At 71.6% G+C, this 12711-nt stretch carries 12 protein-coding genes; 6 read left to right on the top strand and 6 right to left on the bottom strand.

What is annotated here, in order from left to right; genetic code table 11:
- Positions 1-60: 60 nt before the first annotated feature.
- From GON04_RS01675 to GON04_RS01650, 6 genes are all read left to right on the top strand, one after another.
- Positions 61-309 (top strand): hypothetical protein, encoded by a 249-nt coding sequence (locus GON04_RS01675; protein WP_157396279.1) that lies wholly within the window; start codon positions 61-63, stop codon positions 307-309.
- 134 nt (positions 310-443) lie between these two features.
- Positions 444-2570 (top strand): AAA family ATPase, encoded by a 2127-nt coding sequence (locus tag GON04_RS01670; RefSeq protein ID WP_157396278.1) that lies wholly within the window; start codon positions 444-446, stop codon positions 2568-2570.
- A 175-nt stretch (positions 2571-2745) separates the two neighbouring features.
- Positions 2746-4791 carry a hybrid sensor histidine kinase/response regulator gene (locus GON04_RS01665; RefSeq protein WP_181653831.1) on the top strand — a complete coding sequence of 682 codons (2046 nt, stop codon included), beginning with the start codon at positions 2746-2748 and terminating at the stop codon, positions 4789-4791.
- A 489-nt stretch (positions 4792-5280) separates the two neighbouring features.
- Positions 5281-5463, top strand: a complete 183-nt coding sequence (locus GON04_RS01660; RefSeq protein WP_157396276.1) for a DUF3606 domain-containing protein — start codon at positions 5281-5283, stop codon at positions 5461-5463.
- A gap of 97 nt (positions 5464-5560) precedes the next feature.
- The gene (locus GON04_RS01655; protein WP_157396275.1) at positions 5561-5839 is read left to right on the top strand and encodes a hypothetical protein; all 279 of its coding nucleotides are present in this window, start codon (positions 5561-5563) and stop codon (positions 5837-5839) included.
- Positions 5840-5877: 38 nt separating this feature from the next.
- Positions 5878-8091: a DUF2868 domain-containing protein gene (locus tag GON04_RS01650; protein ID WP_157396274.1), complete on the top strand. Its 2214-nt coding sequence runs from the start codon at positions 5878-5880 to the stop codon at positions 8089-8091.
- A gap of 73 nt (positions 8092-8164) precedes the next feature.
- On the opposite strand, the gene GON04_RS01645 is transcribed toward GON04_RS01650, so the two are convergent.
- From GON04_RS01645 to GON04_RS01625, 6 genes are all read right to left on the bottom strand, one after another.
- Positions 8165-8350 carry a CsbD family protein gene (locus tag GON04_RS01645; protein WP_157396273.1) on the bottom strand — a complete coding sequence of 62 codons (186 nt, stop codon included), beginning with the start codon at positions 8348-8350 and terminating at the stop codon, positions 8165-8167.
- 93 nt (positions 8351-8443) lie between these two features.
- Entirely contained in the window at positions 8444-9277 is an 834-nt protein-coding gene (locus GON04_RS01640; RefSeq protein WP_157396272.1) for an alpha/beta fold hydrolase, read from the bottom strand.
- Between the two features lie 46 nt (positions 9278-9323).
- Positions 9324-11588, bottom strand: coding sequence for a helicase C-terminal domain-containing protein (locus GON04_RS01635; RefSeq protein ID WP_157396271.1), 2265 nt, complete (start codon positions 11586-11588; stop codon positions 9324-9326).
- Between the two features lie 82 nt (positions 11589-11670).
- Positions 11671-11916 (bottom strand): DUF6139 family protein, encoded by a 246-nt coding sequence (locus GON04_RS01630; protein ID WP_157396270.1) that lies wholly within the window; start codon positions 11914-11916, stop codon positions 11671-11673.
- 15 nt (positions 11917-11931) lie between these two features.
- A complete protein-coding gene (locus GON04_RS26525) occupies positions 11932-12102 on the bottom strand; it encodes a hypothetical protein (protein ID WP_181653830.1) in 171 nt (56 codons plus the stop codon).
- 97 nt (positions 12103-12199) lie between these two features.
- On the bottom strand, positions 12200-12655 hold the full coding sequence (locus GON04_RS01625) for a hypothetical protein (protein ID WP_157396269.1): 456 nt from the start codon (positions 12653-12655) through the stop codon (positions 12200-12202).
- Positions 12656-12711 lie beyond the last annotated feature (56 nt).

Genomic DNA, 12711 nt, shown 5'->3' with positions numbered 1-12711 from the left:
GCGAAGGGATATGCGCTTCCAGAATGGGTGCACGCCCCTGGCTCATCGGACCTTCGCGACATGGAACGCATCACCGGCCCCCACCAAGGTTTCTGGATCGCCTCGCATGCCAGCGAGAGCGGCGACCGGTTCCTCGGCTACGCCAAGATCTGCCGTCGCCGGCCCGAAAGCTACTGGGACGCCAACTGCCTCGTGAAGCTGTGCGGCGACGACCTGCACGGCGATGCGGGGCAGGCCATCGCAGAGGTCGAACGGCGGGCGCAGGACCAACTGCGCAGCCTCGGCGCGGTCCAGCCGGCATACGCCTAGCACACGGCTGAGCCAGCCTGCCGCAGACCTGCGTGCATAAGTCACGCGGGGGCGCGTCAATGCGCCCGGCCCCCTTTTTTTGCTTGCGCCACAGGGGTGCGTCTGTAGGATTCGACCGACAAGAGAGGACTTGCATGTCTGATTTATCGGTCAATTCCCCCACCACCCCCGCCCCCGAGTTCGGCAAGGACGAGCAACCGTCCGGCAGCGTCTGGCTCGCGATCCGCAAGGCGATGGCGCGCCTGTCCGACTGGTTCGTGATCCAGAGCCCGGCGGTCAAGATGCTGGTGATTGCCATGGCCCTGATGATCCCGGCCACCGGCATCTATTCCCTGGTGCTCGTGCAGCGCCAGGCCGCCGTGGCCGAGCAGGTGCGCGGCATGGCCACCGAAGGCGTCGCCGCCTTCGATGAGAAGCTGCCGGTCGTGTTCGGCTCAGGCTCGGTGCTGAGCTTCCTGCAGACCAATCCGGTCGACCGCATCACGGTGATCTACAAGCCGCTGATGTGGAACGTGTCCGAGCGCTTCGTCCTGGTCCAGTCGGCCGGCAAGCAGTACGCCTACTACCCGTCCGACATGGAGACCAAGATCTTCGCGGACAAGGCGGTGTCCGCCCCGTGGAGCAGCAAGCTCACCTTCGTGCCGCGTTCGGACCTCAGCCCCTCCAGCCTGCAGCTGCTCGAGCGCCTCGACCAGGGCTTCGCCGGCGCCCGCCCGCAGTCCGAGAAGGATGCCTGGAAGGCCGGCGTGTCCGGCGTGCTGTCGGCTTCGCTGACGCTGGGCCTCATCGCCTTCCTGGCGTTCCAGCTCAAGGGCCAGTTCAAGTCGCTCAAGTTCATCGAGCCGTCGCACGTCAGCGGGTCGCTCGACGACCTGGTCGGCATGGACGACATCAAGGCCGAGGTCGCGCAGATCAAGGACCAGTACAGCCGCCGCGCCGAGTACGCCGAGTACGGCATCAACAAGCCGTTCAACGTGATGTTCAGCGGCCCGGCCGGCACCGGCAAGACCAAGCTGGCCAGCTACCTGGCCAAGGAACTGCAGCTGCCCATCCTGTTCCACTCGGCCGTGAACCTGGAGACGGGTTACGTCGGCGGCGGCGCCGGCACGCTGTCGCGCATCGTGGCCATGGCCAAGCGCCGCAAGCGCTGCATCGTCTTCCTGGACGAGGCGCAGGACCTGTTCATGCGCCGCGGCGGCCACCGCAAGTTCGACGACGACACCCAGAACATGCTGCTGGCCGTGCTGGACGGCGTGCGCACGAAGAACGACGCCGAGATCATCTGGATCGTCGCGTCCAACTTCAACAGCGAGCAGATGCAGATGGACGAGGCGATGCTGCGCCGCTTCCAGATGAAGGTCGACTTCCGCCTGCCCAACCGCGAGGAGCGGCACTCGATCATCAAGCACTACCTGTCGCAGCGCGCCGAGAAGGTGCTGCCCGACCTCGACCTGCGCCACCTGGTGGAGATCACCGAGGGCCGCAGCCCGGCGGACCTGGAGACTATCGTCAACCAGGCCGGCATCAGCGCGGTGCAGGCCGGCCTGATGATCGGCGCCGACACGCTGATGCAGGCCGCCGAGCGGGTGCTGGTGGGCAACGTCAACACCAACACCACCAAGGAGCGCGAGCGCGACCGCCGCATCATCGCCATCCACGAGTGGGGCCACTTCCTGGTCGACTTCGAGGCCGAGCGCAAGAAGGCCGGCGGCAACTGGGAGCAGATCCTGGCCGAGATGAAGACCCTCAAGATCTCGCTCAAGGCCAACCCGCGCAACAACGCCCTGGGCTTCGTGTTCCACAAGCAGGGAGCCAACCTGCTCAAGACCAAGGGCGACATCGAGCACGACGTGCGCGTGCTGCTGGGCGGCATGGCCAACGAGGAGCTGTTCTTCGGCGAGGAGGGCACGACCAACGGCGCGCACAACGACATCACGCGCGTGACCAAGCTGCTGCACCATGCCGTCGGCGAGATGGGCATGTACCGCAAGACCCGCCTGAACTTCGGCGCCCTGAACCACGAGGGCGGCAGCAAGGCGGTCGACGAGGAGACCCGCAGCATCATGGAAGCCCAGAGCGAACGGCTCTATGGCGAGACCAAGGCGGTGCTCTCGCGCCTGAAGCCGCTCACCGAGCACCTGGCGGGCAAGCTGATGGACGCCGGCGAGATGAGCCTGCGCGAGGCGCTGCACGAGATCCGCAGCTTCGAGGCGGCGTGCTACACCTTCAACTCCAAGGTCGGCCTGCAACCCGCCACCTGACGCGCCGGTCCCCCGGAGCACGCACAAAGGCCGCAGCAATGCGGCCTTTGTTCTTTCCGGGCCACAAACCTGCGAAAGGATGCGCGAACCGGCTGCGCGGCCGTGTGTATCGCCGCACGTAAGGCAGGGAAACCGTCCTGCGGATGAGTTGCCTTCGGTGGCATCATCGCGCCCCATGCTGGAAACCGACGCGCTGCTCGGCAGGGACCTGCGTGCGGACCACCCGCCGGCCGGCACCTTCGCCCCGAACCATTCCACGATCGTCTGGGCCACCGATGCCCAGGGCGACATCCGCCGCCCGCTCCCCAGCTGGGAGGCCTTCACCGGCCAGTCCTTCGAAGCCTATGCGGGCCAGGGCTGGCTGGCTGCCGTGCACCCCGACGACCGCCCGCGGGTCGCGCGCCTGTGGCGCGAGGGCGTCGGCAACCCGAACCCCATCGACATCGACTACCGCCTGCGCCGGCGCGACGGGACGTACCGGCACGTCAGCGCGCACGGTTCCCCCCTGGTCGACGGCGACCAGGTGCGCGAATTCGTCGGCGTGTGCGTCGACATCAGCGCCCGCCTGGAGGCCGAGGCCTCCCTCAAGCGCAGCGAGGAGCGCTTCCGGCTGCTCGATCGCGTGGGGCAGGCCACCCGCACGCTCACCGATGCCAACCGGGTGATGGAGATCACGGCGCGCCTGCTGGGCGAGTACCTGGGCGCCACACGCTGTGCCTATGCCGACGTCGAGCCCGATGGCAACCGCTTCACCATCCGCAGCGACTGGTCGATGCCCGGCGTTCCCAGCAGCGCGGGCGTCTATTCGCTCGACCTGTTCGGCCGCGCGGCCACCACCAGCCTGCGGCGCGGGCAGCACCTGGTGGTGCGCGACGTCGACCGCGAACTGGGCGACGAGGGCGGTGCCCTCATGTTCAATGCGATCGGCGTCAAGGCCATCATCTGCGCCGGCCTGGTCAAGGACGGCCGGCTGGTCGCGATGATGGCGGTGCACCAGGCCGCCCCGCGCGACTGGACGGCCCGCGAGGTGACCCTGGTGGCCGACGTCGTCGACCGTTGCTGGGCCCACATCGAGCGCGTGCGCGACAGCGCCATGCTGCGCGACCAGGACCGCCGCAAGGACGAATTCCTCGCCACCCTGGCACACGAACTGCGCAACCCGCTCGCGCCCATGAAATACGCGGTGGCCATGATGCGGCTGGCGCCCGAGCCCTCGGCGCAGGCGCGTGCGCAGGACGTCATCGACCGCCAGGTCACGCAGATGGCGCGCCTGATCGACGACCTGCTCGATCTCTCGCGCATCAACCGCGGGCTCATCCAGCTGCAGTGCGAGCCGGTGCGGCTGCGCACGCTGATGGAACGCGCCGTCGAGACGGCCCGGCCGGCCATCGACACCGCGCGCCACCGCCTGGAGGTGCGGCTGCCCGACGACGACCTGATGCTGCAGGCCGACCCGGCGCGCATCATCCAGGTGATCGGCAACCTGCTGAACAACGCGGCCAAGTACACGCCCGACGGGGGCGAGATCCGGCTGGCAGCCTGGTTCGAGGGACGCCACGCCGTGCTGGAGGTGGCGGACAATGGCATCGGCATCCCGCCCGCGGATCAAGGCAAACTGTTCCAGATGTTCACCCAGTTGAACCATTCGGCGGGCCGCGCGCAGGGCGGCCTGGGGATCGGGCTGTCGCTCGTGCGCACGCTGGTGCAGATGCACGGCGGCTCGGTCCGTGTCTTCAGCGAGGGCCTCGACGAAGGCACCCGCTTCACCGTCGAACTGCCGCTGGCCGAGACCGAGCGGCCGCCACGGGCGGCCCCCGAGGACGACGGCGATGCCGCCGGCCAGACCTCGGCGCGCCGTGTCATGGTGGTCGAGGACAACCGCGACGGCCTCGAGACCCTGCTGGCGCTGCTCGACATGCTGGGCTACGAGGTGGCAGGCGCCAGCGACGGCCGGGAGGCCCTCGAAGTCGCCCGGCGCTTCCATCCGCACGTCGTCCTGCTCGATCTGGGGCTGCCCGTGATGGACGGATTCGAGGTGGCGCGCGCGCTGCGCGACGACCCTGCGTTGAAGGACGTCTTCATCGCGGCGCTCACGGGCTGGGGAGCGGAGAACGACCGCCGCCGCACGGCCGAGGCGGGCTTCGACGCTCACCTCACCAAGCCGGTGGAACTGTCCGCCCTGGAGGCGGCCCTGGCCCAGAGCGGCCTGGCACGCGCCTGACCGCGCGGCGGGCGCCGCCGCTCCTCAATGCTTGCGATGGTCCCCGTCGCGCGGCCCGTTCCGGATCGCCTTCGGCGCCGAACCATCCTGGCCGCTGCCGGGCGGCTGGGCCAGGGAGCCGGGGCGGGGGTTCTGCGCCTGGCGTCGCAGCATTTCCTCCAGCGCACTGCCGGCGCCGCGGCCGCTGTGCGGGCCAGGGCTGGCGGCGCCGCGGGCCGCCGCTCCGGCCTGCGCCGAGGGACGTCTGGATTTCGCCATGGGGCTGGGTTCCTGCGACGCAGCTTAGGCCGGGTCCCGCTTGGCGGTGTAGGTGGCGCGGGCGTGCCGCGGTAGGAGCGTTCGCTCAGTGCAGCCGCCCGGCGTGCACGCGTCGTCGTGGGTTCCTACGCGTGGCGCGGCCGCCGTCGCACCATTTGTGGATGCGCTCTCCGATGCGCGCCCGCCGCGCCGCGGCCTACCCTGAAGGTGTCGAACCAAGGAGTGCGTTCCATGTCCGAAGACAAGAGCCGGTCCACCACCGTCGATGAGTTCCTGATCAGTCTCGACCACGAATGGGAGCGGCGCAACTGGATGCGGTGGTTGGGGTGCAGCGAGAAGGAACTGCAGCACGCCGTGGAGTCGATCGGGCCGGATCCCGACAACGTGCGACGCTTCCTGCGGCAGGCGCGCTAGCTGCGCCGCACCGTGATGAGTGTCACGGTGTTGCACCGAGGTGCGAACTTTGCACGGCTGTTGCACCTCGTCGTAGGACCCGTGCCTAGCATCGTGCATGCGTTACACCCGTGAAGAGTACGCCAACATGCAGGCGGTGCAACGGCGCGTGGCCCGGGCCGAAGCCGACTACGCGCGGTTCCGTGCCGCCTACCTGGAGATCGCGCAGAACGAGCCCGACCATGAGGTCGCCCTGGCCATGATCGGGGCGGACATGAACCGCGCCCATGCCTACCTGCAGGCCCTCATCGGCCTGCCGCCCACGCCGTTCGAGAAGCAGCCCAGCGTTGTCGTGATGCGCGAGGCCAGGCGGCTGGCGGACGAAAAGAACCGCTGAGGCACCACCGCTGAGCCCGGCCCCGGCAGAATCGGCCGGTGATCGAGGACTTTCCGGAACGGCTCCTGGTGGATGAACCGGCCGCACGGCGGCTGGTGCTGGCGCAAGCCATCGAGACCAGCGCGGCCGGGGGCCGCCTCGTGGGCGAGGCCGAGCGCGACCGTGTCGACCAGGAGGCGCTCGCCGCCACCGGCGACCCCGCGCAGGGACGCAAGCTGGACACCGCCGCCTGGCTGCGCGAACGCGCCGACCGCATCGTCTCGCTGGCCGTGCAGCGGCAGCCGCGCCTGCAGTCGCTGGCCACCACCGGTCCGGCGCTGGCCCGCTGGAGCTGGCTGCTGCCGGTGGCCGGCTTCCTCGCCGGCCTGCTGCTCGAACGCATCGACAACCCCAAGCAGGTCAACCTGCTGTCGCCGCCGCTGCTCGCCTTCCTGCTCTGGAACCTGGCGGTGTATGCCGCGCTGCTGGTGGTCGCCGTGCGGTCCTGGCGGGCCCGGCCGGCCGCCGGCGTGCCGTGGTGGAACCCGCTCGTGCAGGCGTTCCCGGGGCGCGCTTCCGGCGGCCTGCGAGCGCAGGTCGCCACCGCCTTCGGCGAACTCTGGCTGGCCGTGGCCGGCCGCCTGGAGGCCCTGCGCGCGGCGCGGCTGCTGCACGGCGCCGCCGCGGCATGGGCCGCCGGGGTCGCCTGCTCGGTCCTGCTGGGTGGCGTCGTGCACGAGTACCGGGTCGGCTGGGAGAGCACGCTGCTCGAGACGCGCCACGTGCACCAGGTGCTGCGGCTGCTGTTCGCGCCGGTGGTATGGGCCTTCCAGCTCGAGCCATTCAGCCTCGCGGACATCGAGCGGCTGCATTTCAGCGTCACCGCCCCAGTCGACCGCAGCGATGCCCGGCGCTGGGTCTGGATGTACGTGGCGCTGCTCGGCATGGTGGTGCTGTTGCCCCGGTTGCTGCTGGCGGGCTGGGCCGGCTGGCGGGCGCGCCGGCTGTCGCGCGCGCTGGCGATCGACCTGCGCGCGCCGCACTACGACCAGCTGCTGGCGCGCGTTAGCCCGGCCCGGCTGCGCGTCGGCCTGCTGGCGCTCGACCCGGTCGCGCGCGCCACGCTGGTCCTGGTGTGGCGCCAGGCGGCGGGCGAGGGCGCCTGGTCGCCCGGCGAGCAGGCCACCGACGTCCTGCTCACCGACCGCGGCGACCGGCTGCAGGTGCGCGAGCTCGCCCCCGGCCCCCTCGACGATCGCAGCGACATCCTGGTGGTGGCCGCCGACGACGAGCGGCTTTCCGCGGCCCTGCCGTCCCTGCTGGCGGCCGGCCGGCCCGTCCTGCTGCTGGCGACGCGCGACGAAGCCGCGTGCGCGTCGCGCCTGCGCGCGGCGGGCCTGCCCCACGTGGTGCTGGCGCTGGCCGCGCTGCCCACCTGGCGCGAGGACGCCCGCCTGCGCAATGCCCTGGACCGCCTCGCGCACGCGTCCCGCCAGGCCGGGGTGGCGCGGCTGCGGGCCCATTGGCGTCAGCGAGCCGACCTGCGCCTGCGCGAATCGATGGCGTGGCTGGCAGCCGACCTGCTGCAGGCGGCGGCCGATGCCGAGACGCTGCCGGCCTGGAGTCTGCGCGGCATCCTGGGCGGACTGGAGCCGACCGAGGACGGGCGACGGCAGGCGCAGGGCGTGATCGCCCAGCGGCTGCGCACCCGCCAGTCGGCGACCAACGCGCGCCTGCTCGCGCGCCATGCGCTGGAGGCGGCACCCGACGGCCTGCTCGAGCACGCCGTGCCGGCCGGCTTCCGCACCACCGGCGGCGACGTGCGGCAGGCCGGGCTGGCCGGTGCGGCGAGCGGTGCGGCGCTCGGTGTCACGGTCGACGCCGCCACCGGCCTGATGACCCTGGGCGCGGCCAGCGCGATCGGCGGCCTGATCGGCGGGGCGGCGGCGCTGGGCGCCGTGCTGTGGCGCCGCCGCCAGGCCGGCGCGACGGAGCTGGCCTGGGACGACGATGCGCTGCACCGCATCGCGCAGGCCGCGCTGCTGCGCTACCTGGCGATCGTGCATGCGGGCCGCGCTGCGCCGGCTGGCCAGCAGAACTGGCCCGTGCTCACCGAGCAGGCCATCGCGCGCGAACACGCGCGGCTGGCCGGCATCTGGCAACGGACGAGGAACGCGGGGGCGGAAGGCGACCAGGCCGCCCTGGCGCAGCTGTTGCAGGACCTCGCGCTCGACCTGCTGGCCGAGCTGCACGGCAGCGCACCGGAAGCCTGAAACGAATCGTCCCCGCGGGGCGGGGACGACGATGGCGGGTCAAGCCCGCCATGAGGGAACGACGCGAAGCCGCTCAGGGCTTCTGGATGATCTTCTCGACGCCTTGCTCGACGTCGCCGACCTTCTTCTGCACCTTGCCTTCCTGTTCGCGCGCGGTCCCTTTTGCTTCCTGCTCGCGGTTGCCGGTGGCCTCGCCCACGTTCTTCTGCACCTTGCCGGCAGCTTCCTTCAGCTTGCCCTTGACCTGCTCTTCGTTCATGTGAACTCCTTTTGCAACTTGGATGCCTCCACTCTAGGCCGCGGCGCGGCCTGCGCACGCAAGCGTGGAGCGACGCAACCCGTGGGGCAGGGCCTACAGCAGGGTCGACCCGAGCCAGCGCACCACGCCTTCGGCCGAGGCAGCCGGCGCGCCGATGTGGTCGCTGCGCGGCTCGAGCAGGAGGTTGGCCGGATGCGGCGGCAGCATGGACCACAGCTCGGCCTTCTTCTGGCGCAGGTTGGCCAGGTCGCGCGTGGGCACCACCAGCAGCACCGGCAGGCCGGGCTTCAGCGCCCGCCAGGCGCGGTCCCAGTTCATCGCGCCCTGCGGGTCGTACCACTCCAGGTAGGGCGCCGGCCGGGTGCCTTCCAGCGGCCAGCGCGCGGGGCTGGCCACGTCGGCGTCCATCAGGGTGGTGCGTTCCTGTCCCTTGCCCTGCGCGACCAGCTCGCGCGCCCGGGCCAGCTGGTCGTCCAGTTTCTTCATGTCGCTGCCGCCGTTGGGCGCGATGGCCACCAGGGCGTCGACCGGCACCTGGCCCGCCATCCGGGCGGCGAAGAAGCCGCCGATGCTGAAGCCGGCCAGCACCAGGCGTTGCGCCCCGTCGCGGCGCAGCCGCTCCAGCGCCTCGCGCACCTGCCGCTCCGCCACCGCCACCGGCTCGCTGAAGGCCGTGACCTTGGACCAGGGCATGTCGGGCGTGGCCACCAGCCAGCCCGGTGCGCGCAGCTGGCCGGCCAGTGGCGCCATGCTGGAGCCGTCGGCCCCGATGCCGTGCAGCAGCACGATGCCCAGTTTCTGGCGCGTCTGCGGCAGCGCCGGCGCAGGAGCGCCCAGGCCCAGCCAGGCGAGCAGGGCGGTCAGGTGCCGTCGCACCGGATCCACCGCCGTGTCGTCGCCCGCACCATCGCTCTCCAGGTCTTCCATGGGGCCATTGTTCGGTGCCTCGGCAGCGCGGGCTGTAGGACCACGGCTAAGCCGGCTCGCGCTCGTCCTCGACGTGCCACCAGGACGGCAGCAGCGCCCGCACCTCGGGCCGGCCGAAGCGGTCGTCGATCAGCACCACGGTGCCGCGGTCCTCGCGCGTGCGGATCACCCGGCCGGCCGCCTGCACCACCTTGCGCAGGCCGGGGTAGAGGTAGGTGTAGTCGTAGCCGGCGCCGAACGCACGCGCCATGCGCCGGCGCATCTCCTCGTTCACGGGGTTGACCTGCGGCAGCCCCAGCGTGGCGATGAAGGCGCCGACCAGCCGGTCGCCGGGCAGGTCGATGCCCTCGCCGAAGCTGCCCCCCAGCACCGCGAAGCCGAGCGTGCGGCCCCCGGGCACGAAGCGGTCGAGGAAGGCGCGGCGCCCGGCTTCGGGCATGGCCGGCTCCTGCTCCACCACCGGCAGGCCGGGATGGCGCTCGCGCACCAGGGCCGCCACGCGCCGCAGGTAGTCGAAGCTGCTGAAGAACGCCAGCCAGTTGCCCGGCTGCGCGGCGTAGCGGCGCGCGATGAGGTCGGCGATGGGCTGCAGCGAGCGGTCGCGGTCGGCCCAGCGGGTGGAGATGCTGCGCACCAGCCGCACCGCGAGCTGGTGCGCATCGAAGGGCGACTCGACGTCGATCCAGACCGCGTCCCCGGGCAGGCCGAGAGTGTCGCGGTAGAAGGCGTCCGGGCCCAGCGTGGCCGAGAACAGCACGGCGGCGTGGGCGGCCTCGAACCGCGGCGCGAGGAAGGGTGCCGGGATCAGGTTGCGGATGCAGGGCACCAGGTCGGGACCGCGCCGGCCCGGACGCTCGGTGACGTCGATGACCGAGTGGTCGCCGAAGGCCTCGGCCAGCCGCAGCAGGGCCAGGGCGTCGAAGTGGAACTGCTGCAGCGCGCCGGGCGGCTCGTGCGGCGCCTCGTTCAGGTGGTCGCCGATGGCCGCCGACGCCTTCTGCAGCGCGGCGAGCCAGCCGCCGGGAATCTCGTCCAGCACGGCGTAGCCGCCACCCTGCGCCGGGGCCAGCTCGCTCCAGGACCGGCGCAAGCGGTCGAGGGCGCGGCGCACCGGCGGCGAGGCTTCCGACCGCGCGGCCCGCAGCGCCGCCGGATCGAGTTCGGCCGTGTACATCTGCCGCCCGCGCTCGACCAGGTTGTGCGCCTCGTCGACCAGCAGCGCGACGCGCCAGCCGCCCTCCTGCGCGAACGCGTGCAGCATCGCGCTGGTGTCGAAGACGTAGTTGTAGTCGCCCACCACGACGTCGGCCCAGCGCGCCAGTTCCTGCGCCAGGTAGTAGGGGCAGACCGCATGGGCCAGCGCCGTCTCGCGCAGCGCGGCCCTGTCCATGGTGCCGCCGGCCAGGGCGGCGGCGCGCGCGGCCGGCAGGCGGTCGTAGAAGCCGCGCGCCAGCGGGCACGATTCGCCATGGCAGGCCTTGTCGGGATGCTCGCAGGCCTTGTCGCGAGCGGTGAGTTCCAGCACCCGCACCGGCGGCAGGTCGCCGCCGATCACGCGCAGCGCGTCCAGCGCGAGTTGCCGCCCGGGCGTCTTGGCGGCCAGGAAGTACACCTTGTCGATCTTCTGCCCCGGACAGGCCTTGAGCACCGGGTACAGCGTGCCGACGGTCTTGCCGATGCCGGTCGGCGCCTGGGCGAGCAGGCAGCGGCCCTGCGCCGCGGCGCGGTAGGCGGCTTCGGCCAGGGCGCGCTGGCCCGGGCGGAACTCGGCATGCGGGAAGGCCAGGCCGGCCAGGCGTTCGTCGCGTGCGGCCCGGTGCGCCAGTTCCTGGCGCGCCCAGGCCAGGAAGCGGGTGCACTGGTCCTCGAAGAAGGCACGCAGCGTGGCGCGATCCAGCTCCTGTTCGAGCACCGTCTCCTTCGCGCTGCCGACGTCGAAATAGACCAGGGCGAGCGTGATCCGCTCCAGCCCGCGCGCCTCGCACAGCAGCGCGCCGTAGACCTTGGCCTGGGCCCAGTGCAGCGCACGGTGGTTGGCCGGCTGGCGGGCCAGGTCGCCACGGTGGGTCTTGATCTCCTCGAGCCGGTTGCGCGCCGCATCGAAGCCGTCGGCACGGCCACGCACCAGCAGGTCCTCGTGGCGGCCTTCCAGGGCCAGCTCGCGCTCGTAGCCGGCGGCGCGGGCGGACGTCACCGCCGCATGGCCGGCGATGCCTTCCATCGCGGTGGGCGAGGGCGTGAACCGCAGGTCCAGGTCGCCGGCCTTCGCGGTGAATTCGCAGAGGTGGCGCACGGCCACGGTGTACGGCATGGCGCCGATGGTAGCGGCGCACGGGTTGCCGGCCGCACGCGCGGTGCGGCGGCCACGGGTCCGGGCGGACCCGCTGCTTGCTTCAGGAACCGTCCAGCAGCTGGTGGGTGACGCTGGTGATGGCGTAACCCTTCTCGCGGATCTGCGGGCCGGGGTCGTCGATCGCGTATTCCACGAGGTGCGCCGCTTCGACATCGAGCTCGGTGGCCGTGGCCACCAGCTTCCAGTCGACGTTGTCCACTTCCTGGGGAATCGGCTGGCCCGCGGGCACGGCCATGAACGACAACTTGTGTTCCGGCTCGGGCCGGCGATAGATGTCCAGTTGCATGCTTGCTCCTGTCTTTCAGCCGCCCTGGTGCGGGCGTTTGCCGGGGTGCTTCTTGTTGCGGGTGGCCGTGCCCCGTTCCTGGCTCAGCTTCTGCCCGATGGAAGCACGAGGCGGAGTGTAGTTGGCGGATGCGGGAACGGCCGGTGCGCGACGGCGGTCAGCCTCGGTGACGATCTTGTTGCCCATGCGGATCCCTCGTTGTTGGGATCGCCATTGCGCCACGCCCGCGCATCGATGGGCGTAGGCGTGCTCTTGCAATCGCTGTCAGCGGTGCCCGTTGCCCCTAGGGGCAGTGCACGGTCGTGCCGACCGTGGTGCACATGCCGCCGGGGCCCATCAGCAGCGGCCCGGCGCGGTTCAGTCGGGTGCCGTTGCTGTCCCAGCAACCCCCGGCGTCGCAGGTGGTGAGGACCGGCGGCCGCTCGATGGCTACGGTGGGCGGCGACACCATCAGCGGCGGCTGCGAAGGAGGCGGCACCGCGGTGGCCGTGGGCGGGACAGCGATGGGCGCCCGGACGGAAGGCGAGGGCCGCGTGGCGTCGCCGGTGCCGCCCAGGCAGGCCTGCGCCGCCTGCCGCCGCAACACCTCGATGCGCTCCGCGTTCGCCTGGGTGCCGGCGATGCGGGCCGCCTGCAGCGCGTCGAGGCGCTGGTCGCAGGAGCCCGACTTCAGCGGGTCCTGCGCGAACGCCGGCACCGCCAGCGCGACGGTCAAGCTGAGCAGGAGGGCTCGGAGCATCCCGGTTGGACCGGCCGCCAGCGCGGGAGTTCGGCCGTTCGTCGCTTGCCGACCTG

Origin of the sequence: Ramlibacter pinisoli (assembly GCF_009758015.1) — a bacterium.
In the GTDB taxonomy this organism is placed as follows: domain Bacteria; phylum Pseudomonadota; class Gammaproteobacteria; order Burkholderiales; family Burkholderiaceae_C; genus Ramlibacter; species Ramlibacter pinisoli.
Note: the sequence above shows the minus strand (reverse complement) of the source record. Positions and strands in the feature narration are given on the sequence as shown.